The organism is Micromonospora sp. RV43 (assembly GCF_001029515.1).
Classification (GTDB): domain Bacteria; phylum Actinomycetota; class Actinomycetes; order Mycobacteriales; family Micromonosporaceae; genus Micromonospora; species Micromonospora aurantiaca.
Genome location: NZ_LEKG01000116.1, coordinates 1 through 25,031, shown reverse-complemented (window position 1 = coordinate 25,031; position 25,031 = coordinate 1). Strand labels below are relative to the sequence as shown.

The 25,031-nt window shown below is 72.6% G+C and carries 19 protein-coding genes and 1 pseudogene; 10 read left to right on the top strand and 10 right to left on the bottom strand.

All coding sequences use genetic code 11. From position 1 onward, the window contains the following. Window positions 1-19: 19 nt before the first annotated feature. Complete coding sequence (locus ABD52_RS24745; protein ID WP_047893414.1) at window positions 20-1,090, bottom strand: phosphatase PAP2 family protein; 1,071 nt, start codon at window positions 1,088-1,090, stop codon at window positions 20-22. A gap of 115 nt (window positions 1,091-1,205) precedes the next feature. Between ABD52_RS24745 and ABD52_RS24740 the strand changes: the two genes are divergently transcribed. After that, entirely contained in the window at window positions 1,206-1,610 is a 405-nt protein-coding gene (locus ABD52_RS24740; RefSeq protein WP_013287380.1) for a thioesterase family protein, read from the top strand. Beyond that, complete coding sequence (locus ABD52_RS24735; RefSeq protein ID WP_013475939.1) at window positions 1,607-2,434, top strand: MBL fold metallo-hydrolase; 828 nt, start codon at window positions 1,607-1,609, stop codon at window positions 2,432-2,434. Before ABD52_RS24740 ends, ABD52_RS24735 begins: the two co-directional genes overlap by 4 nt. A 13-nt stretch (window positions 2,435-2,447) precedes the next feature. On the opposite strand, the gene ABD52_RS24730 is transcribed toward ABD52_RS24735, so the two are convergent. After that, window positions 2,448-3,350, bottom strand: a complete 903-nt coding sequence (locus ABD52_RS24730; RefSeq protein ID WP_047893413.1) for an aminoglycoside phosphotransferase family protein — start codon at window positions 3,348-3,350, stop codon at window positions 2,448-2,450. Window positions 3,351-3,357: 7 nt separating this feature from the next. Further along, the gene (locus tag ABD52_RS24725; protein WP_013475937.1) at window positions 3,358-3,858 is read right to left on the bottom strand and encodes a MarR family winged helix-turn-helix transcriptional regulator; all 501 of its coding nucleotides are present in this window, start codon (window positions 3,856-3,858) and stop codon (window positions 3,358-3,360) included. Window positions 3,859-3,941: 83 nt separating this feature from the next. Between ABD52_RS24725 and ABD52_RS24720 the strand changes: the two genes are divergently transcribed. Beyond that, window positions 3,942-5,168 carry a multidrug effflux MFS transporter gene (locus tag ABD52_RS24720; RefSeq protein ID WP_047893412.1) on the top strand — a complete coding sequence of 409 codons (1,227 nt, stop codon included), beginning with the start codon at window positions 3,942-3,944 and terminating at the stop codon, window positions 5,166-5,168. Window positions 5,169-5,284: 116 nt separating this feature from the next. Here ABD52_RS24720 and ABD52_RS24715 read toward each other — a convergent pair whose 3' ends face one another. Next, entirely contained in the window at window positions 5,285-6,214 is a 930-nt protein-coding gene (locus tag ABD52_RS24715) for a carbohydrate kinase (protein WP_047893411.1), read from the bottom strand. A 328-nt stretch (window positions 6,215-6,542) separates the two neighbouring features. Here ABD52_RS24715 and ABD52_RS24710 point away from each other — a divergent pair, with 328 nt between their 5' ends. Beyond that, window positions 6,543-7,631: a lytic polysaccharide monooxygenase gene (locus tag ABD52_RS24710; RefSeq protein ID WP_200905234.1), complete on the top strand. Its 1,089-nt coding sequence runs from the start codon at window positions 6,543-6,545 to the stop codon at window positions 7,629-7,631. Window positions 7,632-7,690: 59 nt separating this feature from the next. Here the strand turns inward: ABD52_RS24710 and asnB are convergent, their stop codons facing one another. Beyond that, a complete protein-coding gene (asnB, locus tag ABD52_RS24705; protein ID WP_047893409.1) occupies window positions 7,691-9,652 on the bottom strand; it encodes an asparagine synthase (glutamine-hydrolyzing) in 1,962 nt (653 codons plus the stop codon). Window positions 9,653-9,765: 113 nt separating this feature from the next. Between asnB and ABD52_RS24700 the strand changes: the two genes are divergently transcribed. Next, window positions 9,766-11,241 carry an aminopeptidase P family protein gene (locus tag ABD52_RS24700; RefSeq protein WP_047893408.1) on the top strand — a complete coding sequence of 492 codons (1,476 nt, stop codon included), beginning with the start codon at window positions 9,766-9,768 and terminating at the stop codon, window positions 11,239-11,241. Between the two features lie 682 nt (window positions 11,242-11,923). After that, window positions 11,924-12,835, top strand: a pseudogene (locus tag ABD52_RS24695) (hypothetical protein); the annotation flags it as partial. A gap of 69 nt (window positions 12,836-12,904) precedes the next feature. Here the strand turns inward: ABD52_RS24695 and pulA are convergent. Both pulA and ABD52_RS24685 read right to left on the bottom strand, forming a co-directional pair. Further along, the gene (gene pulA / locus ABD52_RS24690; protein WP_047893407.1) at window positions 12,905-18,400 is read right to left on the bottom strand and encodes a pullulanase-type alpha-1,6-glucosidase; all 5,496 of its coding nucleotides are present in this window, start codon (window positions 18,398-18,400) and stop codon (window positions 12,905-12,907) included. A 143-nt stretch (window positions 18,401-18,543) separates the two neighbouring features. Then, window positions 18,544-19,233, bottom strand: coding sequence for a cellulose binding domain-containing protein (locus tag ABD52_RS24685; RefSeq protein WP_013287392.1), 690 nt, complete (start codon window positions 19,231-19,233; stop codon window positions 18,544-18,546). Window positions 19,234-19,386: 153 nt separating this feature from the next. On the opposite strand from ABD52_RS24685, the gene ABD52_RS24680 reads away from it, so the two are divergent. Next, entirely contained in the window at window positions 19,387-19,986 is a 600-nt protein-coding gene (locus ABD52_RS24680; protein WP_013287393.1) for a GNAT family N-acetyltransferase, read from the top strand. Window positions 19,987-20,025: 39 nt separating this feature from the next. On the opposite strand, the gene ABD52_RS24675 is transcribed toward ABD52_RS24680, so the two are convergent. Next, window positions 20,026-20,679: a GPP34 family phosphoprotein gene (locus tag ABD52_RS24675; RefSeq protein WP_013287394.1), complete on the bottom strand. Its 654-nt coding sequence runs from the start codon at window positions 20,677-20,679 to the stop codon at window positions 20,026-20,028. 198 nt (window positions 20,680-20,877) lie between these two features. On the opposite strand from ABD52_RS24675, the gene ABD52_RS24670 reads away from it, so the two are divergent. Next, window positions 20,878-22,389, top strand: coding sequence for an APC family permease (locus ABD52_RS24670; RefSeq protein WP_013475927.1), 1,512 nt, complete (start codon window positions 20,878-20,880; stop codon window positions 22,387-22,389). A gap of 52 nt (window positions 22,390-22,441) precedes the next feature. Here ABD52_RS24670 and ABD52_RS24665 read toward each other — a convergent pair whose 3' ends face one another. Both ABD52_RS24665 and ABD52_RS24660 read right to left on the bottom strand, forming a co-directional pair. Continuing rightward, window positions 22,442-22,831 carry a hypothetical protein gene (locus ABD52_RS24665; RefSeq protein ID WP_047893406.1) on the bottom strand — a complete coding sequence of 130 codons (390 nt, stop codon included), beginning with the start codon at window positions 22,829-22,831 and terminating at the stop codon, window positions 22,442-22,444. A gap of 40 nt (window positions 22,832-22,871) precedes the next feature. Then, window positions 22,872-23,633 carry a hypothetical protein gene (locus ABD52_RS24660; protein ID WP_047893405.1) on the bottom strand — a complete coding sequence of 254 codons (762 nt, stop codon included), beginning with the start codon at window positions 23,631-23,633 and terminating at the stop codon, window positions 22,872-22,874. Here ABD52_RS24660 and ABD52_RS40295 point away from each other — a divergent pair. Beyond that, complete coding sequence (locus tag ABD52_RS40295) at window positions 23,632-23,823, top strand: hypothetical protein (RefSeq protein WP_139135452.1); 192 nt, start codon at window positions 23,632-23,634, stop codon at window positions 23,821-23,823. The genes ABD52_RS24660 and ABD52_RS40295 overlap by 2 nt on opposite strands. A 38-nt stretch (window positions 23,824-23,861) precedes the next feature. Next, window positions 23,862-24,629 carry a hypothetical protein gene (locus ABD52_RS24655; protein WP_047893404.1) on the top strand — a complete coding sequence of 256 codons (768 nt, stop codon included), beginning with the start codon at window positions 23,862-23,864 and terminating at the stop codon, window positions 24,627-24,629. Window positions 24,630-25,031: the final 402 nt, after the last annotated feature.

Below are 25,031 nucleotides of genomic sequence, written 5' to 3'. Positions count from 1 at the left end.
CGTGACGGCGGCGGGGGGCCTACCGGCGCTCGGCGGGCACCGCGTCCCGGTCGTCGGCGGCGCGGTCCGGGGTGTCGGCGGCGGTGTCGCCGTCGGCGGACGGGGCACCTGCGGCGACGGCGGGCTCACCGGCACGCCGGGCCTGCCGCGCCGCCCACCAGCGCTCGGCCAGGCCGACCACCAGGAACGTCATGCCCACGTACGCCCAGCCGACCAGCACGTCGATCAGGTAGTGCTCGCCGCTGTACATCAGCGTGAACGTCATGGCCAGCGGATACGCCAGCATCAGCGGCCACCAGCGCTTGCGCACCGACCGCATGAAGAACAGCACCACGAACAGCGCGAACGCGGTGTGCAGCGACGGCATCGCGGCCACCGGGTTGGAGGCGATCTGCCCGGCGTTGAGCAGGTTGCCCGCGCCGTGCATGCCGATCTCCTTCCAGCCCCGGGTGGAGATCCGCGCGACCTCGGTGAGCAGGCCGTTCTGCGCCGCCCACCACGGCGGCGCGGCCGGGTAGGCGAAGTAGGTGACCAGGCCGGCCGCGCACAGGAAGCCCCAGCGCGACATGTACGCGATCCAGCGCCGCCGGTTGCGCATCCACAGCACCGCGGCGGCGGCGAACGTCGCCACGAAGTGCGAGAAGTAGATCCAGCTCACCAGCACGTCCCACCAGCGCACCTCGGACGCGTCGTACAGGCGCTCCTGGAGCCAGATCGTCGGCACCTCGCCGCCGGTGAGCCATCCGGTGAGGAAGCGGTCGGCGACGATCAGCTCCATCGCGTGCGGGGTGGCGCCGTTGTCGGCGAACCCGCGGGACAGGTTGTACGCGGCGAGCAGCAGCACCACCGGGATCCAGTCCCGGGCGAAGCGCAGGTGGCTGAGCCACGGGCGGGCCGAGTTCCACGCGACGGTGCCGGCCCAGATCCACAGGAACGCGTACGCCGGGTCGGTGGGCAGGCCGATGGCGAGCCAGGCGACGACGAAGGCGACGCCCCAGATGGTCATCGCGATCACACGGCGGCGCCCACCGTCGGGCGATTCGGTGGTCGCGTCGGGGGCGGGGGTCGGAGATTGTGTCAGCTCGGCCATCGCGGACAAGGTTAACGGCGGGCGACGGGCGGGCATGCGGGCGGGCGGTGGTGACCGGACCGGCGGCGGCCCGGACGCCGGACGGCCGCGGGTCGGCTGCACTAGGCTCGGCCGCATGCAGGAGCAGCCGGAGTCGCCCTTCACGCCGGGCCTGACCGCCCGGGTCGAGCTCACAGTGACCGACGCCGACACCGCGCAGGCGGTCGGTTCCGGGGACGTGCCGGTGCTCGGCACACCCCGGGTGCTGGCGCTGGCCGAGGCCGCGACGGTGGCCGCCACCGCGACCCGGATGCCGTCCGGGTCGACCACTGTCGGCGTGCGGGTGGAGCTGGAGCACCGCGCGGCCACGCCGGTCGGTCGTACCGTGGCCGCCCACGCCGAGCTGGTGAAGGTCGACGGGAAGCGACTCGTCTTCGACGTGACAGTCACCGACGGGCCCACCGTGGCGGCGCAGGGCCGGGTCGAGCGGGTGCTCGTCGACCGGCAGCGCTTCGTCGAGCGGGCCGTGCGCCAGTCATGACGGCCGGGTTCTCCGAGGTCGCCGCCGGGGTGCACGTGCTGCGCGAGCCGACGCTCGCGGTGAACGTCGTGCTGGTGGCCGGTGACGGCGCGGCGCTGCTCGTGGACACGCTCTCGACCGCCGGGCAGGCCCGGGAGCTGGCGGAGGCGGCGCGGGCGGTGACGCCGTACCCGTGGACGATCGTGAACACGCACCACCACTTCGACCACTGCTTCGGCAACGCCACGCTGGCCGGGCCGGACACCGCGATCTACGCGCAGGCCCAGGCCGCGGCGGCGCTGCGGGACCGGTCCGACGCGGTGCGCCGCGCCGCGTACGAGGAGATGCGTGCCGGCCACCCGGCGCTGGCCGAGGAGCTGGCGCGTACCGAACTGCGGGCGCCGACGCACGAGGTGCACGAGGAGACGGTGCTCGACGTCGGCGGCCGGCGGGTGGTGCTGCGCCATCCCGGGCACGGGCACACCGACGCCGATCTGGTGGTGCACGTGCCCGACGCGGACGTGCTGGTCGCCGGCGACCTGGTGGAGCAGAGCGGGCCACCGGCGTTCGAGGAGTCGTACCCCCTGAAGTGGCCGGACGCGCTGGCCGACCTGCTGCGGCTGACCACGCCCGCGACGGTGGTGGTGCCCGGCCACGGCGAGCCGGTCGGCGTGGACTTCGTCCGCGAGCAGCACGCGCAGCTCGCGCGGCAGGCGTGGCTGATCCGCGCCGGGCACACCGGCAGCGCCCCGCCGGAGCGGGTGGCGGCCGAGTCGCCGTTCGGCGCCCGGCCGGGCCTGATCGCTGCCCGCCGCGGCTACGCGGAGCTGGACGGCACGGCCTGACCGGCGCCCGGGCTCAGCCGGCGTCGGCGAGGATCTCCCGGAGACGGTTGCGGCACTCGGCGACGAACGCCGGGAACGTGTCCCAGTAGTAGGAGACGCCGCTGGCCGCCACCCCGAGTGCCCAGGCGCGGGCCCGCGCCCAGGTCACGTCGTCCACGCCGAGCGCCTCCCGGTAGGCGTGCCGGGCCTGCGGCGGAAGGTCCCAGATCGGCGCGTGTTCGGCGTCGGGGTGCCCGACTGTCAGGCCGCCGAAGTCGATGACCGCCCGCAGCCGGCCGTCGTGCACCAGCAGGTTGGTGGGCTTGAGGTCGCCGTGCAGCCAGACGTGCGGGCCGTCCGGTTCGGGCAGGGTGAGGGCGTCCCGCCAGAGCCGGTCCAGGGTGTCGACGTCCGTCTCGTCGCCGATCCGGTTCCGGCAGTCGTCGAGCGCCGCGGAGATCCACGTGTCGCAGGGATGGAGGCTGCCGCCGCGGTATCCGCTGAGCGGGCCCGCGCGGGTCGCGCCGAGCAGGTCGGTCGCGTGCAGGTGCCTGACGAACGCGGCCAGGTCGGCGCCGAGGGCGGCCCAGTCCTCGACCGTGCCGGACCGGACCTCGTCGCCCGGTATCCACCGCTGCACCGACCACGGCAGCGGGAAGGCGTCGGCCGGGACGCCGGCGTACACCGGTTCCGGCACCCGGTACGGCAGCAGCGGCGCGAGCCGGGGCAGCCACTGCTGTTCCTTGCGCAGGGCACCGGCCTTCTCGGCGGTGCGCGGCAGCCGGACGAGCAGGTCGGCGCCGAGCCGGTACATCGTGTTGTCGGTCCCGGCCCCGGCCGGGGTCAGCGGCAGCGCGGCCCACTCGGGGCGCTGGCCGGCCAGCAGCGCCCGGACGACCTGGTCGTCCACGGGTATCTCGTCCTGGTGCAGGGCCATCCGGTGATCATGCGGGGCGGGCCGGCGCCGCGGCCACCGGGTTTCCGGGGGCCGGCCCGGGGCGGGCGTGTCCCCGCAGGGCGCCGAGCAGTGCGTCGAGGTGCGGGGCGGCGGCCAGGATCGCCTCCCGCGCCGCCGGGTCCAGCTCGGCCAGTGCCTCGTCGAGCAGCGCGGCGCGGTTGGTCTCGTAGTCGGCCATCCGGGCCCGGGCGGCCTCGGTCACGCGCAGCCGCAGCACCCGGCGGTCGCCGGGGTCGCGGTCACGGGCCAGCAGCCCGGCGTCGGTGAGGTCGCGGACCAGCGTGCTCACCGTGTTGGGCGCGGTGCAGAGGCGCCGGGCCACCTCCTTGCCGCTGATCCCCGGCGTCTCCCGGACCAGCAGCAGCAACTCCACCTGCGCCTCGGGCAGCGGGTCTCGTCCGACGCGCGCCCCGGTCCGGCGGCGCAGGAGGCGGTGCAGCTCCCCCACGACCGCTCCGACGCGCGCGACCTGCTCGTTCGTCGCCACGGGGGTCACCCGCCTCACATCGCAATAGTTCTGACTACAGATGTAAGGTACCCGGACGCACCGGATCCAGGGGGTACCCACTCGTGAGCAACGCCGCGCCGACCGCCGCGCGCCCGGCCGCCGACCGCACCACCGCGTCCACCGGCGGCGTGACGCTGCTGGTGCTGCTCGGCACGCTCACCGCGATCGGTCCGCTGTCGCTGGACATGTACCTGCCGGCGTTCCCGGCCATGACCCGCGACCTCGGCGCCGACCAGGCCGGCATCCAGCTCTCGCTGACCACCTGCCTGATCGGCCTCGCCCTGGGCCAGCTCGTCACCGGTCCGCTCAGTGACCGCTGGGGGCGCCGCCGTCCGGTGCTGGTCGGCGTGGTCGCGTACACGGTGCTGGCGCTGGCGTGCGCCGCGGCGCCGAACGCCCCGCTGCTGGCCGCCGCGCGGTTCGCCCAGGGCGTCGCCGGCGGCATGGGCGTGGTGGTCGCCCGCGCGGTGGTCCGCGACCTCTACTCGGGACGGGACGCCGCGAAGTACTTCTCCCGGCTCACCCTGGTCTTCGGCGTGGCACCGGTGGCGGCGCCGGGCGTGGGCAGCCTGGTGCTGCGGTTCGGCTCGTGGCGGGCGGTCTTCGTGGCGCTCGCCGTCATCGGGGCGGTGCTCGCCGTGGCCGTCGCGCTGCGCCTGCCGGAGACGCTGCCGGCCGAGCGCCGCAGCACCGGTGGCCTGGGGGCCACCGTCCGGACCATGCGGTCGCTGCTCGCCGACCGGGTCTATCTCGGGTACGCGCTGACGCAGGGCTTCGCGTTCGCCGGGCTGTTCGCGTACATCTCCGGGTCGTCGTTCGTATTCCAGGACGTCTTCGGCGTCTCCGCGGCCGTGTTCAGCGTGATCTTCGGCGTCAACGCGCTCGCCCTGGTCGCGGTCGGGCAGGCCAACGCCCGGCTGCTCGACCGGTTCACGCCGCGCCGGCTGCTGGTCACCACGCTCGTGGTCGGCCTGGTCACCGCGGTCGGCGTGCTGAGCGGCGCGCTGGCCGGCAGCCTGGCCGTGACGGCGGTGGCGCTGTTCGCCTTCGTCGGCTCGCTCGGCATGGTGATGCCGAACAGCACCGCGCTGGCGCTGGACGCGCACGCCCGGCACGCGGGCACCGCTGCGGCGCTGATGGGCGGCATCCAGTCGGTGGTCGGCGCGCTCGCCGCGCCGCTGGTCGGGCTCGGCGGCGAGGGCAGCGCGCTGCCCATGGCGGTGGTCCTGGCCGGCGCCGCGTTCCTGTCCCTGACCGCCGTCCTGACGATGACCCGTCCGCGCGCCTGAGCTCGCCCTCCCTCGTGACGCCGGCCTCCGCGCGTGACGCCGGCCTCCGCGCGCGGGGGCGGGTGTTAAGAAGGGGCCCCTCCTCTACCGGAGGCGTTAAGAAGGGGCCCTTCCTTTCACGCGAAGCGGGCTTCGACCGCGGTGCGGGTGGGCATGGCTGTGGCGCCGCCCGGTGACTCGCACACCACCGCCGCCACCCGCAGCGCGAACGCGACCCGCTCCCGCCACCCGGCCGGGTCGGCCGGCTCGCCGGCGGCCAGCAGGTCGGCCACCAGCGCGCCCATGACCGAGTCGCCCGCGCCGGTGGCGTCCACCGCGTCCACCTTCGGCGCGGGCACGCGTACCACGTCGTCGGCGGCGGCGACCAGGGCGCCGTCCGCGCCGAGCGTGACCACGACGGCGCTCGCGCCCAGTTCCCGCAGGTACGCGGCCACGCCCGCGACCGGCTCGTGCGGGTAGAGCACCCGCGCGTCGGCGGCGCTGAGCTTGACCAGGTGCGCGGCGGCGGCGAACTCGGCGACCACCGCGCGCAGACGGTCGAGCGCGTCCGGCGCGGTGAGCAGGCTGGGCCGGACGTTCGGGTCGAACACGCGCAGCCCGCCGGCGATCGACCAGGCGCGGCGGGCGGCGGCCAGCACCGGCGGGTCGAGCAGCACGATCGAGCCGCAGTAGAGCACGTCCGCGCCCTCGATCAGCGCCACGTCCAGGTCGTCCGGGCCGAGCAGCGCGTACGAGCGGGGCTCGCCGTAGAAGCGGAAGTCCGGCTCCGCGCCGGCGAACGTGGCCACGGCCAGCGCTGTCGGCGCCGGCACCGTCACCGTCCCGCGCACGTCCACACCGGCGCCGGTGAGGAACGCGCGGATCCGTCCGGCCAGCGCGTCGTCGCCGAGCGACCCGACGAACCGCGCGTCTCCGCCGAGCCGGGCGATCGCCACCGCCACGTTCAGTGGACCGCCGCCGATCGCCTGCCGGTAGACGGGTTCTCCGTCGTGCTCGGCGTCGAGCAGGTCCACCAGCGCCTCGCCGAGCACCACCGCGTACCCCATCCTGGCTCCCCTCGTCGTCCTCCCCCGATCCTGTCGTATGCCGGTGCCACCGCGCGCCGGGACCCGGGCATCGAGAACCGCCTATTGCGGGCGGCGTGCGGACGTGGTGGGATGGCGATGCCGGGTAACGACGCGGGGGGCTGCCGCGTCACCGGCCGCCGGGTCGAGCCGACGCGAGGGCATCCACGGTCCGTGGCAACGGACCGCAGGCGGTGCGCGCCCGCCGACGGCCCCGGCCGCACGCCGACCGGGCGCGGGCACCGCGATCGTCGCATCCGCTCGTCGCAGCGGGGCGGGCCGAACCGGGCCACGCTCCGCGAGTCAGGAGATCCCCGTGCACCGATCCCGTACGGCCGCGTTGCTCACCGCGGCCGCCACCCTGGCCCTGGGCGCGTTCGCCCTGGCCACCAACTCCGGACCGGCGGCCGCGCACGGCGCGGCCATGACGCCGGGCGCCCGCACCTACCTGTGCTGGAAGGACGGCCTCACCGGAACCGGTGAGATCCGGCCGAACAACCCCGCCTGCTCGTCGGCGGTGGCCGCGAACGGGGCGAACTCGCTGTACAACTGGTTCAGCGTGCTGCGCTCCGACGCCGGCGGGCGGACCGTCGGGTTCATCCCCGACGGCAAGCTGTGCAGCGGCGGCAACCCCGGCTTCAGCGGGTACGACGCGGCGCGCAACGACTGGCCGATCACCCACCTGACGGCGGGCCGGTCGATGGAGTTCCGGTACAGCAACTGGGCCCACCACCCGGGCACGTTCTACTTCTACGTGACCAAGGACAGCTGGAGCCCGAACCGGCCGCTGGCCTGGAGCGACCTGGAGGAGCAGCCGTTCCTGCAGGTGACCAACCCGCCGCAGCGCGGCGCGGTCGGCACCAACGACGGTCACTACTACTTCACCGGTAACCTGCCGTCGAACAAGAGCGGCCGGCACATCATCTACTCGCGCTGGGTCCGCTCGGACAGCCAGGAGAACTTCTTCGGCTGCTCCGACGTGACGTTCGACGGGGGCAACGGCGAGGTGACCGGGATCGGCTCGGGCGGCAGCCCCGGCCCGACCACCCCGGCGCCGACCACGCCCGCGCCGACGACGAGCCCGACCATGCCGTCCGGCACCTGCATGGCGGTGTACAAGGTGGTCAGCGCCTGGAACGGCGGCTTCCAGGGCGAAGTGATGATCATGAACCACAGCACCCGGACGTACTCCGGGTGGACAGCCAACTGGACCTGGCCCAGCGGTCAGACCATCAACCAGGTGTGGAACGGCACGTTGAGCGGCAGCGGGGCGTCGGTGAGCGTCTCCAACGCCGCCTACAACGGCAGCGTCCCGCCGGAGGGCACCACGACGTTCGGCTTCACCGCGAACTTCTCCGGCACCAACTCCCTGCCGACGGTCACCTGCACCGGCAGGTGATCCCGCAGTGAGAAGGGCCCCCGGGGGCGTACCCCGGGGGCCCTGTCACGTCTGGCGGGTCAGCGGACCATGCTGCCGACGACCGGCTTGGTGAGCAGCGCGGACTGGTTGCGCTGGATGCCCGGGTCGAGCGTCTTGGCCACGAAGATGGCGTGCCAGATGCAGAAGATCAGCACGGTCCACACCTTGCGGGAGTGGTCGGCCTCCTCCCGCTTGTGCTCGTCGAGCAGGCGCATCGCGTACGACAGGTCGATCAGGTCGCCCGCGCCCGAGGTGGACAGCACGTGCCGCGCCCACTCGTACATCTCGCCGCGCAGCCAGACCCGGGTCGGGGTCGGGAAGCCCAGCTTCTTGCGGTTGACGATGGCCGGCGGCACGACGCCCTGGAGCGCCTGGCGCATCGCGTACTTGGTGGCCTCGGACCGGGGCGGCAGCTTCAGGTCGACCGGGATGCCGGCGGCGACGTTGAACACCTCCCGGTCCAGGAACGGCACCCGCACCTCCAGCGAGTGCGCCATCGAGATCCGGTCGGCCTTGACCAGGATGTCGCCGCGCAGCCAGGTGTAGAGGTCGACGTACTGCATCTTGGTGACGTCGTCCAGCTCGGTGCACTCGGCGTAGATCGGCGCGGTCACGTCGGTGTAGCGCACCGAGGGGTCGTAGCGGCGCAGCAGGTGCTGCTTCTCCTCCTCGGTGAACATCCGGGCGTTGCCGTAGTAGCGCTCCTCGATCGGGGTGGTGCCGCGCTCCAGGAAGCTCTTGCCCTTGACGCCCTGCGGGATCGCCTTGGACACGGCGCGCAGGCCCTTCTGCACGCCGTCGGGCAGGCTGTTGACCGCGTTGAGCGACAACGGCTCCCGGTAGATGGTGTAGCCGCCGAAGAACTCGTCCGCGCCCTCACCGGAGAGCACCACTGTGACGTGCTCGGCGGCCTTCTTCGCCACGAAGTAGAGCGGCACCAGGGCCGGGTCGGCGACCGGGTCGTCCAGGTGCCAGACGATCTTCGGCAGCGCGTCGATCATGTCCTGCGGCCCGATCTTGGTCGGGATCGTGGTCACGTCGAGGTGCCGGGCCGAGTCCTGGGCCACGTCGATCTCGGAGTAGCCGGGCACGTCGTAGCCGACCGTGAAGGTGAGGATGTTCGGGTTGAACTCGCGCGCCAGCGCCACCACGGCTGTGGAGTCGATGCCGCTGGACAGGAACGAGCCGACCGGCACGTCCGAGCGCATGTGCATCCGTACGCTCTCGCGCAGCGTCTCGCGGATGTCGTGGTAGAGCCGCTGCTCGTCGGAGACCGGGGCCGGCCGGAACACCGGGCGGTACCAGCGGCGCACCTCGATCCGGCCACCAGGGGTCCAGGTCAGGTACTCCCCCGAGCCGATCCGGCTGATCCCCTTGTGCAGGGTGCCCGGCTCGGGCACGTACTGCAGCGTCAGGTAGTGGCTCAGGTTCGCGGTGTCGATACCAGCGTCGCCCTGGTACGCCGAGTGCGCGAACGGCAGCAGCGCCTTCTTCTCCGAGGCGAGGTAGAGGCCGTCCTGGGTCTGGAGGTAGTGCAGCGGCTTGATGCCGAAGTAGTCCCGCGCGCCGAAGGCCCGCCGCTCCTGCCGGTCCCAGATCACGAACGCGAACATGCCGCGCAGCTTGGTGAGCACCTGCTCACCCCAGTAGTGGTAGCCGGCGACGATCACCTCGCCGTCGCCGTTCGTGGCGAACTGGGCGCCGTAGTCGCGGATCAGCTCCTCGCGCAGCTCGATGTAGTTGTAGATCTCGCCGTTGAAGGTGAGCAGGTACCGCCCGCCCGCGTACGGCAGGGGCTCGTGGCTCAGCGCCACGTCGATGATCGCCAGGCGCTTGTGCGCGAACACGCCGTCCGCGTACCGGCCGGAGGCGTCGCCGACCACCTCGACCCCTGTCTCGTCCGGGCCGCGGTGGTGCAGGCACTCCAGTGCGCCGGCGATGTTGTCGCGGTGGGCGGCGGCGTCGCCGCGCGCGCTGAAGAAGGCCAGGAGTCCGCACATGGCCGCCATCTTTCCACGCGCCGGAAGCCACCGTCGCGGCACCGCAGGCACCTCCCGCTGTCGTGCGCGCGGTACCGTCGGGACCAGCGACGAGGCTCAGGGAGGGGCGGATCATGGCCGAGGAGCGGACCGGGCAGGGCAAGGCGCCGGACGGCACGGAGTCGCACGACCCGGATTTCCCGGAGGCGTTCCTGTCGTTCATGCGGCAGGGCTGGCGGGACACCGAACTGCCGGTCACACCGCGCGCCGAGGTGCCCAACCACGCCAAGCGCCGGGCCGCGCTGGCCGAGGCCTTCCCGGGCGAGACGCTGGTCATCCCCACCGGCAACGAGAAGGTACGCGCCAACGACACCGACCACCGGTTCCGGCCGGGCAGCGACTTCGCGTACCTGACCGGCGACATGGAGCCGGACAGCGTCCTCGTGCTGCGGCCGGGCGGCGAGGCCACGCTGTTCATGCGGCCCCGGTCGTCCCGGGCGACCGACGAGTTCTTCCGCAGCCGCCACGGCGAGCTGTGGGTGGGCCGCCGGCCGACGCTGCGGGAGAAGTCGACCGAGCTGGGGCTGCCGACGGCCGACCTGAGCGAGCTGGACGCCGCGCTGGCCGAGCTGGCGCCGGGGCGTACCCGTGTGCTCCGCGGTTTCGACGCCCGGGTGGACGCGGCGGTGCGTCAGTACGACGGCGCGCGCGCCGAGGGGCAGCCCGGCCGCGACCGGGAGCTGGCGATCGCGATCGCCGAGCTGAAGCTGGTCAAGGACGAGTGGGAGATCGCGCAGCTCCAGGAGGCGTGCGACGCGACGGTGCGCGGCTTCGAGGACGTGGCACGGGCACTGCCCGCCGACCGCGGGGTCTCCGAGCGGCTGCTGGAGGGCGTCTTCGCGCTGCGTGCCCGGCACGACGGCAACGACGTCGGCTACGGTTCGATCGTCGGGGCCGGCGAGCACGCCACGATCCTGCACTGGGTGCACAACCACGGCGCCACCCGTCCGGGTGAGCTGCTGCTGATGGACATGGGCGTGGAGAACCGCAACCTCTACACCGCCGACGTGACCCGGGTGCTCCCGGTCGACGGCCGGTTCACGCCGTTGCAGCGTCAGGTCTACGACGCGGTGTACGCCGCGCAGCAGGCCGGCATCGAGATGTGCCGGCCCGGCGTGGCGTTCCGGGACGTGCACCTCGCCTCCATGCGGGTGCTGGCCGAGGCGTTGAAGGACCTCGGGCTGCTGCCGGTCAGCGTGGACGAGGCGATGGACCCGGCCTCCACGGTCTACCGGCGGTGGACGCTGCACGGCACCAGTCACATGCTCGGCATCGACGTGCACGACTGCGCCAACGCCCGCAAGGAGACTTACCGCGAGGGGCCGCTCGGCGAGGGGTACGTGCTCACCGTCGAGCCGGGGCTCTACTTCCAGCCGGAGGACGAGCTGGTCCCGGAGGAGCTGCGGGGCGTCGGCGTGCGGATCGAGGACGACATCCTGGTCACCGCCGACGGCCCGGTGAACATGTCGGCCGGGCTGCCGCGCGCCTCCGCCGAGGTGGAGACCTGGCTGGCCGAGCAGCGTGAGGCGGGCCCCCGCCTGCCTGGCTGATCCCCCGCGGCCGCGAACTCCCTCGGGCCCCACCACCGCGCCTTTCCGGCAGGTGGTGGGGCCCGCCGCGTTCCGGGCCGTTCCCGTACCGCTCACGTGGTTGGTCACCGACCGCCGTTCGTGGGAGGAATGCGGGCTTTTTTCGGATAAGTCTTCCTCGCGAGGAACCTTCTCATACGGTGCTGATCAGAGGCTACAACCGGTTTGTAGCTGGTCGCCCGGCCTGGGGCGGTGCGACCCGTTTGGGAAGAACCGAAAGGGCTCTCATGTCGAACGACGTAACGACACCCGACGGCGGCGCGCCGATGGCGCCCCCGCCGCGGACGAGCAAGCGGCGGGCGCTCTGGGTCGCCACCGGCGTGGCCGGGCTGACCGGCGTCGTCGGGCTGGCGGCACTCGGCGGTCTCGCCGCCCGCGACGACAAGTCCGGCACCGAACCGGTGGCGGAGAACCACGCCGCCGCGCCGCAGAACGCCAGCGACGACTCCCGCGCCGAGGGCGGGAAGGGCGGCGAGAAGGGCGAGGACGGGTACGGCAAGGGCGGCCGCGACCGTGGCGAGTGGGGCCCGGACAAGGGCGAGTGGGGCAAGGACGGCAAGGACGACCACGGCAAGACCCGCGAGGTCCCCTGCAAGGACGACGCCCTGATCGACGCCCTCGAACTGGCCAACCGCGACCACGNTGGCTCAAGGAGAGCAAGGTCGTCGGCAACCACGCCCAGGGCGACGGCGGCGGCGTCTACAACGAGGGCATCCTCAAGGTCGAGGAGACCCACGTCGACGACAACACCGCAGGCGGCAACGGCGGCGGTGTGGCCAACGGCAGCGGCCTGTCCGGTGGGCACGGCCCGGCGGCCTCCGCCGCGCCGAAGGGCTACGACAAGAAGGAGAAGCACCACGAGGCCGGCACGGTCGAGATCTACGGTTCCGACCACGGCAAGGACGGTGTGAAGTCGAGCCTGTCGGACAACCGCGCCGGCAAGAACGGTGGCGGCCTGTTCAGCAGCGGCGGCACCGTCACGGTGTCCTTCACCGCGATCACGGGCAACACCGCCTGCGAGAACGGTGGCGGCGTCTACGCCGAGAACACCGACCTCGACCTGGACAAGGTGCACGTCGCCAAGAACCACGCCGACGGCGACGGCGGCGGTGTCGTGGTCACCGGCGGCAAGCACTGGGGCTACCCGGAGAACAAGGAGCACGCCAGCGCCACGATCGCCGACAGCAAGATCGTCGACAACACCGCCAACCGGTTCGGCGGCGGCATCTACAACGGCGAGTGGCTCATCAAGATCGAGGACGGCTTCATCGTCCGCGACCACGACAAGGACGACAACGCCACCCTCACCATCCGCGACACCGACATCAAGGGCAACACCGCCCTCAACGGCGGCGGCATCTTCAACAACAAGGCGAAGATCACCCTGACCAAGACCCACGTCACCAAGAACACCGCCACCGACTCCAGCAAGCTCCACCGGGTCGCCGGCGGCGTCCTCAACAACGAAGGACGCGTCAAGCTCGACGACAAGTCCCTCATCAGCAACAACGACCCCACCAACTGCGCCAACACCGTCGAGGACTGCTTCAACTGACCTGACGGCCCGGGGTACGCGACCGGCCCCCTGCCACGAAACGTGGCAGGGGGCCGGTCGGCCGTGCGGTCAGCTCTGGACGAACACCGCCACGCTGCGCGCGGGCACGGTGAACGTGCCGGCGGCCCGGTCGAACGACGCGGTACGCAGCGCCGGGTCGGCCGAGTTCCGCAGCACCGGGTGCAGTGCCACGTTCGCCCCGCGCAGCCCGGTGACTGTCTGCTTCGCCGTCTCCGGCGTGGCGTTGAAGACGACTGTCACCGACTTCCACCTCCCGTCCAGCCCTCGCGCGTCGAGGGTCATGGTGAGCACGCCCGGGGTCTCCTTCGTCCCGGACAGCGGGAACGCCACCCGCTTCTGCACCTGGGCGGCGGTGTCGAGCCCGAACACCGGCGAGGACCGGCGGACGCGCAGCAGCTCCGCGTACCGGGCGTCGGCCAGGTCGATCGCCGCGCAGTCCGGCACCAGCGACGGATCGGCCAGCAACGGCTTCGCGTACGACCACTTGTCCTTGTTGTCGGCCTCCGGCGGCAGGCCGGCGCCGAACCCGTTGCCCTGGGCGCAGTCCCACCGGATCTGGTTGAACCAGTCACCGGAGTTGTACGAGTTGCGGTCCAGCGACTTCGAGCGCAGTCGCTCCGAGCCGGTGGTCACGAACCCGGCACCCTGCCCGAGCGCGGTGGTCGCCAGCGCGAGCACCTGCATCCGGGCCCGGTCCTGCGCCGAGGTCCCCTGCGGCAGCTTGTACGCCAGCGCGTCGTACAGGATCTCGTTGTCGTGCGCGTCGACGTAGGTGACCGCCTCGCCCGGCGCGGCGGTGTACCCGGCCGGGGCGCCGTTGTAGTCGACCTGCGCCCCGGTGACCCGCTTGCCGGTGGAGTCGGTGAACCGGTAGCCGCGCAGGTTCCCGGTCAGCCCCACCTTGATCAGGTCGTGCTGGTGCAGCAGCCGGGCCCGCTGCTCGGCCGCCGAACCGTTGACGTCGTCGCCGTTGGGGTCGGTGTAGAGGCCGGAGGCGAAGCCCTGCGCCCGCGGGTTGGCGTCGAACGGGCCGCCGCCGCGCACCGCGTCGCGGAGCCGGTCGTTGAACGTGCCGACGCCGGTGCCGGCCATGTTGGCCTGGGTGGCCTGCGTGAACCGGGCGTCGTCGGCGACCTCGCCGAAGTTCCAGCCCTCGCCGTACAGCAGGATCTTGCGGCCGTCCACGCCGTCGCGGGCGAGCGTGAGCTTGTCCAGCGCGGCCCGTACGGCGAGGATGTTCGCCTTCGGGTGGTGGCCCATCAGGTCGAACCGGAAGCCGTCGACCTTGTACGCCTTGGCCCAGGTCACCAGCGAGTCCACCACGAGCTTGCCCATCATGGCGTGCTCCGGCGCGGTGTTGGCGCAGCAGGTGGAGTTGGCGACCGTCCCGTCCTCCAGGAGCCGGTGGTAGTAGCCCGGCACCACCTGGTCGAGCACCGACTTCGGGTCGGCGCCGGCGGCCGAGGTGTGGTTGTAGACCACGTCCATGACCACCCGCAGCCCGGCCTTGTTGACTCCGGCGACCATCTGGCGGAACTCGGTGGTGCGCTTCGCGCCGTTCGGGTCGGTGGCGTACCCACCCTCGGGCACCGTGTAGTGCAGCGGGTCGTACCCCCAGTTGTAGCCGTCGGTGCCGGCGACCGCCGCGACGCACTTCTGCTGCTCGTCGGAGTCCGGCGGCAGCGCGGCCAGGTCGCAGTTCGGCCGGGCCTGGTCGGCCCGCTTCTCCGGGATGGTGGCGAAGTCGAAGGCCGGCAGCAGGTGCAGGTGGTTGACCCCGGCGTCGCCGAGCTTGCGCAGGTGCTTCATGCCGGCGCTGTTCGGGTCGGTGAACGCCAGGTAGGTGCCCCGCCGGTCGGCGGGAACCGTGGTGTCGGCGATGGAGAAGTCCCGCACCGACAGCTCGGAGATCTGGACCTTGGACGCCGGCGGCGCGGCCGGCTTGCGCAGGTTCGCCCAGCCGGCCGGCGCGAGCGCCGGGTCGGTCAGGTCGACGATCTGGCTGTGCGTGGAGTTCGGGGCGAGCGCCACCGAGTACGGGTCGGCCACCGACGCGGTGACCATCTTCTGCGTGGCCGGCTGCCACGCCTGCACCCGGTAGCGGTAGTAGCGGCCGTTCCACGCCTTGGAGCCGCGTACCGACCAGACGCCGGTGCGGTCGTCGCGGCGCATCGCCACGGTGGCCGGCTGGGCCGTGGGCGAGTCGAACAGTTCCAGCGACACGGTCCGCGCGGTCGGCGCCCACACCGCCAGGGTGGGCACCCGGCCGGCGAACGTCGGCCCGAGCTTCGCGCCGGTCGCCGCCGCGTAGACGTCGTCGAGCACGCCGGGGATCTGCACGCCGGTGGCGGCGAGCAGCGCGCCCTCGGCGTCCCGCTCGGTCACCACGATCTGGCCGCGCAGCGCCGCCGGCACCCGGGCCAGGTCGGCGCGGTCCAGCGAGAAGGCGCGCGAGGCCCAGAGATGGGGGTACGCCTGCCGTTGCGCCTCGGTCAGCCCGTTGCGCTGCGCCCGCAGCGCGATGGTGGTGTACGTGCCGGTCAGCTCACCGTCGGCGAGGCCGATCCCACCGGCCGGGGCGACTGCCAGCGCGTACCGCCTGCCGTCGGTCGGCCCGGTCGCCCAGGCCACAGTGGACCTGTCGATCCACTGCGCCTTCTGCTTGGTCAGGTCGAGATCCTTGGCGGCGCCGGACGTGGTGGTCGGCAGCAGCCGTCCCTTCACGCCGGCGAGCAGCCACACCTCGCGCCCGGCGGTGGCGAAGTCGAGCCGCTGGTCCTCGGGCTGATCCTTCTCGTCGCCTCGGTGGATGATGTAGCTCAGCCCGGTCGCCCCGGCGGCGAGGGGCACCCGGAACACCGCGCCGTACGCGTCGGTCTTCTCCGGCTTGAGCGGGGCGGCCCAGTCGGTCGGGTTGGCCGCGCCGTCCCACAGGTGCAGGCCCCAGCCGTCGTAGTTCCCGTCGGCCTTGCGCCAGTGGATCAGCGCGGTGTCCTGGGCGACGGGCGGGTCGGGTTCGCCGGTGGCGGCCTGCCGCGTCGGGTAGACCGCCGGGTCGCCCTGCTTGACCCAGATCTCGCCGGTCGCAGTCACGTCGATGGTGCGGTCGTTCGCGACGTCCTTGTTGCCGTCGCCGTCGATCACGAGGAACCCGACCGTCTTCGCACCGGGCTTGAGCTTGACCCAGGCGAACCGGCCGTACGAGTCCTCACCGGCGAACGGCTGCCCGGCGGGCCATTCCGTCACGTACGCCGGGTCGATGTCGCCCCAGGCGTAGAGCCGCCAGTCGTCGTACCCGCCGGCCGGACGCTGGTAGTGCACGATCGCCCAGTCCCGCGACGCGCCCTGGGCGGGGGTGCCGACGGTGCCGGTGGCCCGGGCGGTGGCGGTGCGGCCCTTGCCGTCGCGGACCACCGCCTTGTACTCCACGCGGGTGCCGCCGGGCAGGCCGGTGAGGTCGTGGTGCACGGTGTACGGCGCGCGGTTCGCGGTGCCGAGCAGCGTCCACTTGCCGCCCGCGACCCGGGCGGCGAACGTGACGGTGGCGAGCGGGTCGCCGGTCACCTGGGCGGTGACGGCGGCCTTGCCGGGGACCGGGTCGTCGCCCGGCTCGGTGATCGTGATCGTCGGTGCCCCGGCCTGCGGGATCGCCCGGTCGGCCTTGAGCACCAGCGCCGACATGGCCGGCACGGTGACGCTCAGCTTGCCGTCCGCGCCGGCCGTCGCGCCGGTGGCGCCGCCGTACACGCCGGTGAAGCGGGCGCCGGCCGACCAGGTGTCCACTGTGACAGTCTGCGGCGTCGCGGCGTTGTTCACCGCCGCCACGTACTCGATCCGGTCGGTGGGCAGGACGCGGGAGAACGCGAAGACGCCCGGCCCGTCGGCCGCGTACCGGGTCACCTGCACGCCGTCGCGCAGCGCCGGGTGCGCCGTCCGCAGCTCGCCCAGCTCGGCGATGGTCCGGTAGAGCGGGTGGCGGGTGTCGTACTGGTCGGCGGCGTGGGTGCGGGTGGTGCCGATCAGGTCGTCGTCGAGGTAGTCGGCGGTCCGCGAGGCGAACATGTCCTGCCGGGCGTCCTTGTCGCCACCCGGTCCGGTGAAGCCCTGCTCGTCGCCGGAGTAGACGACCGGCTGGCCGCGGGTGAGGAACATGAGCTGGTGGGCGAGCCGGCTGCGGTTCAGCTGGGTGGCGTCGTCACCGCCGGCGGCGGCGACGAACGAGCCGATCCGGCCCATGTCGTGGTTGCCCAGGAACGTGGTGAGCCGGTTGGCGTTCGTGTCCCGCGCGGAGTACAGGTCGTCCTTGGCGTAGACGTCGGCGAGTGTCTTGGCCGAGCCGTCGGCGGCGGCGTACCCGCGTGCGGCCTCCTGGAACGAGAAGTCGAGCGTGGCGGGCAGTCCGCCCTGCCGCACGTAGGTGGACTGGATCTCCTGCTCGGCGCTGTAGACCTCGCCGAACATGAAGAAGTCCTTCTTGCCGGCCTTCGCGGCGGCGGCGTCGATGCCGCGGGCGAACTGCGGCCAGAAGTCGAGGTTGGCGTGCTTGACCGTGTCGAGGCGGAACCCGTCCACGCCGGCCTTGCCGATCCACTGGGCGTAGATGTCGGTCATGCCGCGGACCACCTCGGGACGCTCGGTCCACAGGTCGTCGAGGCCGAAGAAGTCGCCGTACTCGCTGTTCTCCCCGGCGAAGGTGGAGTCACCGCGGTTGTGGTACATGGTCGGGTCGTTCAGCCACGCCGGTACCTTGACCTTCGCGTCGGCCGGGGTGGCGAACACCGGGGTGTACGGGAACGACGTCGAGTTCACCGCCGGGAACTTCCGGGTGCCGTCGGCGTAGTTGCGGTCCTCGAAGGGACGCCCCTGCGCGTCGCGGTACGGCGCGGTCTTCTTGTCCACGTAGCCGTACTTGTCCTCGGCGTACCGGATGACGTCGGCGGTGTGGTTGACGATGATGTCGAGGTAGACCTTGATGCCCCGCCGGTGGGCCAGGTCGACCAGCTTCTTCAGCTCGGCGTTGGTGCCGAAGTGCGGGTCGACCTGGGTGAAGTCGGTGATCCAGTAGCCGTGGTAGCCGGCCGAGACGTCCGCGCCGGTGCCCTGCACCGGCCGGTTCTTGAAGATCGGCGCGAGCCAGATGGCGGTGGTGCCGAGCCCCTGGATGTAGTCCATCCGGTCGATCAGGCCCTTGAGGTCGCCACCGTGGTAGAAGCCCTTGTCGGCCGGGTCGAGGCCGGTGGTGAGCCGGCCGCCGGTCAGACCGCCGGTGTCGTTGCGCTTGTCGCCGTTGGCGAACCGGTCGGGCAGGACGAAGTAGAACTGCTCGGCCTTGGCGGTGCCGGTGCCGGCCTTGAGGAGCGCGTCGGGGGACGGCTCGCGGTTCCACTGCGGAGCATTGCCGGCGGCCAGGACGTCGGGGGTGGCGGCCGGGGCGGTGGCGTCGGCGCCGAGCTGGTGGAGGGCCACCGGCACGCCGACGAGAGTGAGTACGAGGGAGGTGACCAGGGCGAGCAGCGCCTTGGGGGATATCGGCGGCGGTTTCATCGACGGCCTTTCTCTGGTCGCTGATTCGCCCGCACGCTAGCCCTTGCCGAAACATTCTGCAATACCTTGCAAACCATGCCGCAACAAAGCAGTCACCTTGCAAGAGGAGACACTCGCGCCGGCCCCGACCGGACCGCCAGGATCTAGCGGTCGGTGCAGGGCGTGCCGTCGACAGTGCAGCTCACCGGCCGGGTGCCGGCCCGCTCGATGTGGAACCGCACCGGCACGGACTGCCCGGGGGCCAGGTCGAACCCGCTGCGGTAGGTGAACACGCCGTCGTCGAAGCGGAACACGCCCTGCTCGGCGCCCTCGACCCAGGCGGTGACCAGCCGGCCACCGGGGAACACCGCGCGCACCGTCCAGCCCTGCGGCGTACGCGCGGTGTTGACCAGCAGCACCTCGCCGATGAAGCCGCCGTCGAAGGCGCTCATCACGCTGTACCGGCCGGTCACCGCGGACGGCGGCGGCGCGGGAGGCGGCGGCGGGGGCAGCACCGGCCGGGCCACGCCCCGAGGGCTGGGGGTCGGCGCGGCCGGCGTCGGCCGGGCGGGCAGCACCGTGGACCGGGGAGACAGGCCCGGCACCACCGGAGCGGTGGCGGCCACCGGCGACGGGCCGGTGGCGCTGACCGCCGTGGGCGTCAGCGGGACGTGCGGCAGCGACATCACCGGATCCGCCGGACCGGCCGCCGGGAACGTACGCCGGCCCCGCACCGAGCCGAGCGCCACCACCAGCAGGACCACCATCACGACCACGCCCGCGGCGACGAGGATCCAGGGGGACGAGGTCATGGCGGTCCCGGGCTGCGGGCCGGGACGACGCGTGCGGGACATGGTCCTCCTGTCGGGGTCCGGGCCAGCGTAGCCACACGGACCGGGTCGCGGCGAGCACTCCGATCGGGGCCTGCCGCACGGCGTGGACACCTGATACCTTGCACGCCGATCAATGACCACAATGGCTCGTCGAGCCGGTAGGACGGTTGGCCAGTGAGTGAGTGGCAGGGCAACATCCGGCGGGCGTCCACGGCGGACGCAGCCGTCGTGACCGCGATCCTCGCCGAGGCGTTCATGCGGGATCCGGTGAGCGGCTGGGTCTTCCCGGCCGACGACCACCGCGCCCGGGTCCATCCCGCCTTCTTCGGACCGTTCGTCGCGCTGGCGCTGCGCACCGGTGAGGTGCACGTCGCCGGCGACGGCCTGGGCGCCACGCTCTGGCTGCCCACCGGCGAAGGACACGACGCCGACGAGGGCGACGAGTTCGACGAGATGGAGGCCGCGATCGGCGCGGAGGCCATGAAGCGGTTCGGTGTGCTGGACGAGATGATGAGCGCCCGGCACCCGGCTGAGCCGCACTGGTACCTGCCCTTCATCGCGGTACACCCCGACCATCACGGCAAGGGCGTCGGCTCGGCGCTGCTGCGTAACAAGCTGGCCGAGCTGGATCAGGCCGGCACCGCGGCGTACCTGGAGGCCAGTTCGCCGCGCAACGCCGCGCTCTACGAGCGGCTCGGATTCCGGCGCCGCCCGCTCACGCTGGACCTGCCGGAGGGCCCCAGCCTCTACCCGATGTGGCGCGACCCGGCCTGACCGGTACCGTCCCGCCCCGGCTCGGCCCGGGGCGGGACGTCATCGCCGTACCGTCGTGGTGGTGACGTCGAGCGCGCCCACGACGGCGGCGAGCAGCCCTTCGAGCTGAGCCGGCAGGAACCGGCGGCAGTCGCGCATCCGCGTGGCCACCTGCGGGTCGAAGATGTGCGTGGCCAGCCCGACCGCCTCGGCGAGGGTCGCCAGCAGCAGCGTGCCCGGGTCCAGTTCGGCCGGGGACGAGTGCATCAGCATCGCGGTCAGCCGCACCCGCGGTGAGGCCGCCTGGTTCGGGTCGATGGCCGGCCAGCGCACCATCCGGCCAATCAGCTTGCCCTGCTCGCGCCGGAGCACGCCGGCGGTGACCAGCCGGGTGCCGACGCGCTCGTTGATGTTGAGCTGGGTCCGCAAGTAGCGGATCCACAGCCGGGCCGGATGAGCACCCTCGCGGCGCAGGATCTCGGTGATCAGCAGGTCGGTGAGCGGCTCCTGCCACAACCGCGGATCGACAGCGGCGATCCCCCCTCCGTCGAGGGCGATCCGGCCCTCGAACATCAGCTCGGCGAGCGCGGCGCCGGCCAGCCCGCACTCCAGCCGGTCGACGGCGACATGTGGCTTGCCGGTGAACTCGTCGTGTCCGATAAGGAACAGCGCATCCGCAAGCCGGTAAGTGGCCTGCGCCCCGGGGTAGGTCATGGTCCATCCTCGAACGGTGGCCGTGATCGTCGACACGGGACGGTACGGCATGACCACGCACAGCTCAATTCCGGCCGATCACGCGCACCCCAATCGATATCGAAGCGGGGTTGTCACGATCAGTGATCACCAATACCCTGCTTCAGGTTGTTCCGAAGTAGACACCTCAATCCCCTCACCCCCTCCCCTGGAGAAGCCTTGTCCTCCGATCCGTTCTTCTCCGACGGTGGGCTGCGCCGCGGTCGTCTCGGCACCGCCCACCTCGTCTTCTTCACCGTCGCCGCGTCCGCCCCGCTGACCGTTCTCGGCGGTGGTGTCACCACCATGTACGCGGTCAGCGGCAACATCGGCGCCGCGCTCGGATACGTGCTCCTCGCCGCCGTGCTCGCCGTCTTCGCCACCGGCTACGCCGCGATGAGCCGGTACGTCGCCAACGCCGGCGCGTTCTACGCGTACATCGCCAACGGCCTCGGCCGGGCCGGCGGGGTGGCCGGCTCGGCTGTCGCACTGGCGGCGTACAACGCGATCCAGATCGGTCTCTACGGCCTGCTCGGCGCGATCCTGGGCGACTTCATGGACGCCAAGACCGGCATCAGTCTCGACTGGTGGGTCTGGGCGCTGCTGGCCTGGGTGTTCATCGGCGCGCTCGGCGTCCTGCGCATCGACCTCAACGCCACGGTCCTCGCGGTGCTGCTCATCCTCGAGTGCGTGGCCGTGCTGATCTTCGACCTGGTCGCCTTCGCCAACCCCGACGGCGGCACCGTCACCACCGCCGGCATCAGCCCCGGCCACCTGTTCGGCGCCGGCTTCGGCGCGGTGCTCGCGTTCACCATCGCCTCCTTCACCGGCTTCGAGAGCGGCGCCATCTACAGCGAGGAGGTCAAGGACCCGCGGCGCACGGTCGCCCGGGCCACCTACATCGCGGTCGCGTTCACCGGTCTGTTCTACGCCTTCTCCGCCTGGGCGCTGACCGTGCTCACCGGTCCGGAGAACGCCCCGGCGGCCAGTGCCGAGGCGGGGCCGGGCATCATCTTCGGCGCACTCGACCAGTACACCGGCGCGGTCGTCGCGGACATCGCCAACGTCCTGTTCATCACCAGCGTGCTGGCCGCCCTGCTGTCGTTCCACAACGGCGTGGCGCGTTACCTGTTCGCCCTGGGCCGGGAGCGGGTGCTGCCGGGCTTCCTCGGCGCCACCTCCAGCCGCAGCGGCGCGCCCGTCGCGGGCTCGCTCGTGCAGAGCGTCCTCGCAGTGGTGGTGTTCCTGGCGTTCGCGATGACCGGCCGTGACCCGGTCATCGACCTGTTCACCTGGCTGTCCGGCGCCGCGGCGGTCGGCGTCGTGCTGCTGATGACGCTCACCTCGGCCTCCGTGGTGGGCTTCTTCCGGGGCCGCCCCGGCCCGGAGAGCGCCTGGCAGCGGGCGATCGCCCCGGCGCTCGGCACGGTCCTGCTCACCGCCGTGCTGCTGGTGCTGCTGTTCAACTTCGACGCGCTGCTCGCCCCCGACACCGCGAGCTACCTGAAGTGGCTGCTGCCGGCGATCCCGGTGGCGGCGGGCGTGGTCGGCCTGATCTGGGGCGCGATCCTGCGTACCAGCCGGCCGGACACGTACCGCCGGATCGGCCAGGTCACCGAGGAGGGCCTGCACGAGCCCGGCCTGCACCCGGCCCCCGAGGCCGACCGCTGGGCCGGCGCCCACCACCGCTGACGTCAGTCGGTGCGGCGGCCGGCCCGCGTGGCCGGCCGCCGCACCACCACGATCAGGCGGTACGGATGACGGTGCAGATCACCGGGCCGTCCTCGGTGGTGCGCAGCAGATAGCGGTAGCGCTCGCCGGGCACCGCGCCGCCCTGGCTGTCCAGGAACTCCCAGCGCACCGCCACCTCGGTGAGCAGCGCCGAGATCTGCTGCACGTCCTCGATCTGCGCGTTCGCCGCGACGAGTTCCCGCTCCTGGTAGTCCGGGGCGGCGCCGACGAAGCTGAGCGCCACCGCCGTCGGCGAGGTGAACGAGAAGCTGTAGGTGTCGGCGACCACCAGCCCGGGCAGGGCGTAGCAGCCGGCGATGGCCGGCACGTCGGCGGTGGTCAGCGCCACGCCGTACCGGTCGAAGAAGTCGGTGAGCGTGTCGAGGTCGGTGGAAGCCGTCACGACGCTCCTCATTACCGGCACGCCCCGGCGGCAAACCTGGTCAGCGCGGCGGGATCCGCACCTCGATCTCGGCACCGAGGTGCGCGCCGCCGTTGAGGGCCAGGTCGTCGCCGCTCCAGAACCGTCCCGGGTCGTACCAGTTGGGCCGCCGCCCGGCGGGCAGCAGGCCCATCGCCTCGTAGGTAACAGCGACCACCTCGGCGCAGTACGCCGTCTCCAGTGCTGCGGCGTTCTCCCTGCTGGTTTCGCCGATCCTGCTCGTGTCGGCGGTCCTGCTGGTGTCGGCGGCCCTGCTGGTGTCGGCGGCCCTGCTGGTTTCGCCGATCCTGCTGGTGTCGGCGGTCCTGCCCCGGAGGCCACTGAGGCTCAGGCGGGGCGGGTGCGGCAGCCGCCCCCGGGCCCACCGCCAGGCGAGCTGCGCGGTGGACGGGAACGGTGTCCCGTCGAGACGAGCCACGGTACGCAGCACCGCCTCCTCCATCGCTGTGTCGGCCGGCGGTTCGAGCTGGCGCAGCCAGCCCCGCTGGCCGTACCGGTTGCCCCAGACGCAGACCGCGTCCCGGAGGTCGTGCAGCTGCACGCCGCGCTGGTGGGTGCCGGTCCACATGTCCGGCAGCGAACGGCCCAGCTCGGCGTGCCACATCAGCGGCGGCATGTCGTCGAGCACCACGGCCATGCCCACGTGGTTCACCGGGCTGTTCGTGGTGAGCTGGATGGCCCGGTCGGGCACGCTGCGTCCGCGGAACACCCACAGATCGCCGGTGCGGGTCAGCTCCACGGCCTCGTCCAGGCTGATGCTCATGGAGGACTACCCTATGCGGATGCGGCAACGGATGCGGTGGTGGAAGGTACTCGGGCTCGCGGGTCTCGCCGGCGTCGCGGCGACCGGAGTGGTCGTGGCGCGGGCCGAGCGGCGGCGCCGGGCGTACACCCCGGAGGAGATCCGGGACCGGCTGCGCGAACGGCACGCCAAGGCGTCCTCGTCGTCCTGACCGGACAGTCGCGGGCGGCGGATTCTCCTACCATCGCCATGATGGGAACCGTTTTCTGGGAGAGCCCGTTCGTCCTCGATCCCCCGTCCGCCGCCGTGGAACGGCACGGCGACGTCGACCTGCACGTGCCCCCCGGCGACGGCCGGCATCCCGCTGTCGTCGTCGTGCACGGCGTACCGGGGCCGCCCGAAGCACCCGACGCGCGGGACTGGCCGCTCTACCGCGGCTACGGCGCGCTGCTCGCCGAGGCAGGCGTGCTGACCGCGATCCCCCGGCTCACCCTCGCGAGCCCGGACGACCTGTACACGGTCGCCGCGCGGGTCGCCGCCGCCGCCGAAATGCTCCGCGCCGACCCGCGCGTCGACGCCGACCGGCTCGGTCTGTGGTTCTTCTCCGGCGCCGGCCTGCTGCTCGGCGACTGGCTCCGCGACCCGCCCGCCTGGATGCGGGGCGTGGCCGCCACCTATCCCCTGCTGGCGCCGCTGCCCGGATGGCCGCCGGTGGACCCGCGCTTCCGCCCGATCGACGCCCTCGACCTGCCCGCCGGCGCAGGTGTCGGAGCCGCGCAGACGGAGGACGCGGCACGGCCGACGCTCGTGCTGACCCGGGCCGGGCGGGAGCGGCCCGAGGTCGCCCCGACGATCGAGGCGTTCACGGCTGTCGCGCAGCGGCGAGGGATCCCGCTGTGCGTGGTGGACGTGCCCAACGGACAGCACGGATTCGACGCGCTGGACCACACCGAGGAGTCCCGCGCCGCCGTCCGCACCGCCCGCGACACCCTGCTCACCCTGCTCACCGCCCCCTGACCACCGGCACGCGCCCCGCCCCGTCGATCATGAAGTTGACGGCGTTTCCTGTCCGTTCTGTCGCCGCCAACTTCATGATCGACGCTCTGGAGTGGTCGGGTCGGTGCGGCCGGCCGAGATCTTGGTAGGAAACGGCCCCTCTGAGGGCCGTTTCCTACCAAGATCTCGTGGGCCTTCCCGCTGCGGGACATCACGCCCCCGGTCCACCCGGGCATCGCGCCCACCCGGTCCACCGTGACCCCGCACTGCTCGCCGCCCCACCCACCCACATCGGTGATCAAGGAGTTTGTGTCACTGCGGGAGCTGCTGCAGGGCACAAACTCCTTGATCAACCGGGTGGGGCGGCGAGCAGTGCGGGGTCACGGTGGACCGGGTGGGCGCGATGCCCGGGTGGACCGGGGG

What these genes read in the sequence shown, in the direction of transcription:
- ABD52_RS24735 (WP_013475939.1), top strand. Translation starts at nt 1,607, where the DNA reads ATGACGGCCGGGTTCTCCGAGGTCGCCGCCGGGGTGCACGTGCTGCGC.
- ABD52_RS24660 (WP_047893405.1), bottom strand. Translation starts at nt 23,633, where the DNA reads ATGAGCATCAGCCTGGACGAGGCCGTGGAGCTGACCCGCACCGGCGAT.
- ABD52_RS24700 (WP_047893408.1), top strand. Translation starts at nt 9,766, where the DNA reads ATGGCCGAGGAGCGGACCGGGCAGGGCAAGGCGCCGGACGGCACGGAG.
- ABD52_RS40295 (WP_139135452.1), top strand. Translation starts at nt 23,632, where the DNA reads ATGGAGGACTACCCTATGCGGATGCGGCAACGGATGCGGTGGTGGAAG.
- ABD52_RS24715 (WP_047893411.1), bottom strand. Translation starts at nt 6,214, where the DNA reads ATGGGGTACGCGGTGGTGCTCGGCGAGGCGCTGGTGGACCTGCTCGAC.
- ABD52_RS24685 (WP_013287392.1), bottom strand. Translation starts at nt 19,233, where the DNA reads ATGTCCCGCACGCGTCGTCCCGGCCCGCAGCCCGGGACCGCCATGACC.
- asnB (WP_047893409.1), bottom strand. Translation starts at nt 9,652, where the DNA reads ATGTGCGGACTCCTGGCCTTCTTCAGCGCGCGCGGCGACGCCGCCGCC.
- ABD52_RS24740 (WP_013287380.1), top strand. Translation starts at nt 1,206, where the DNA reads ATGCAGGAGCAGCCGGAGTCGCCCTTCACGCCGGGCCTGACCGCCCGG.
- ABD52_RS24745 (WP_047893414.1), bottom strand. Translation starts at nt 1,090, where the DNA reads ATGGCCGAGCTGACACAATCTCCGACCCCCGCCCCCGACGCGACCACC.
- ABD52_RS24675 (WP_013287394.1), bottom strand. Translation starts at nt 20,679, where the DNA reads ATGACCTACCCCGGGGCGCAGGCCACTTACCGGCTTGCGGATGCGCTG.
- pulA (WP_047893407.1), bottom strand. Translation starts at nt 18,400, where the DNA reads ATGAAACCGCCGCCGATATCCCCCAAGGCGCTGCTCGCCCTGGTCACC.
- ABD52_RS24655 (WP_047893404.1), top strand. Translation starts at nt 23,862, where the DNA reads ATGATGGGAACCGTTTTCTGGGAGAGCCCGTTCGTCCTCGATCCCCCG.
- ABD52_RS24730 (WP_047893413.1), bottom strand. Translation starts at nt 3,350, where the DNA reads ATGGCCCTGCACCAGGACGAGATACCCGTGGACGACCAGGTCGTCCGG.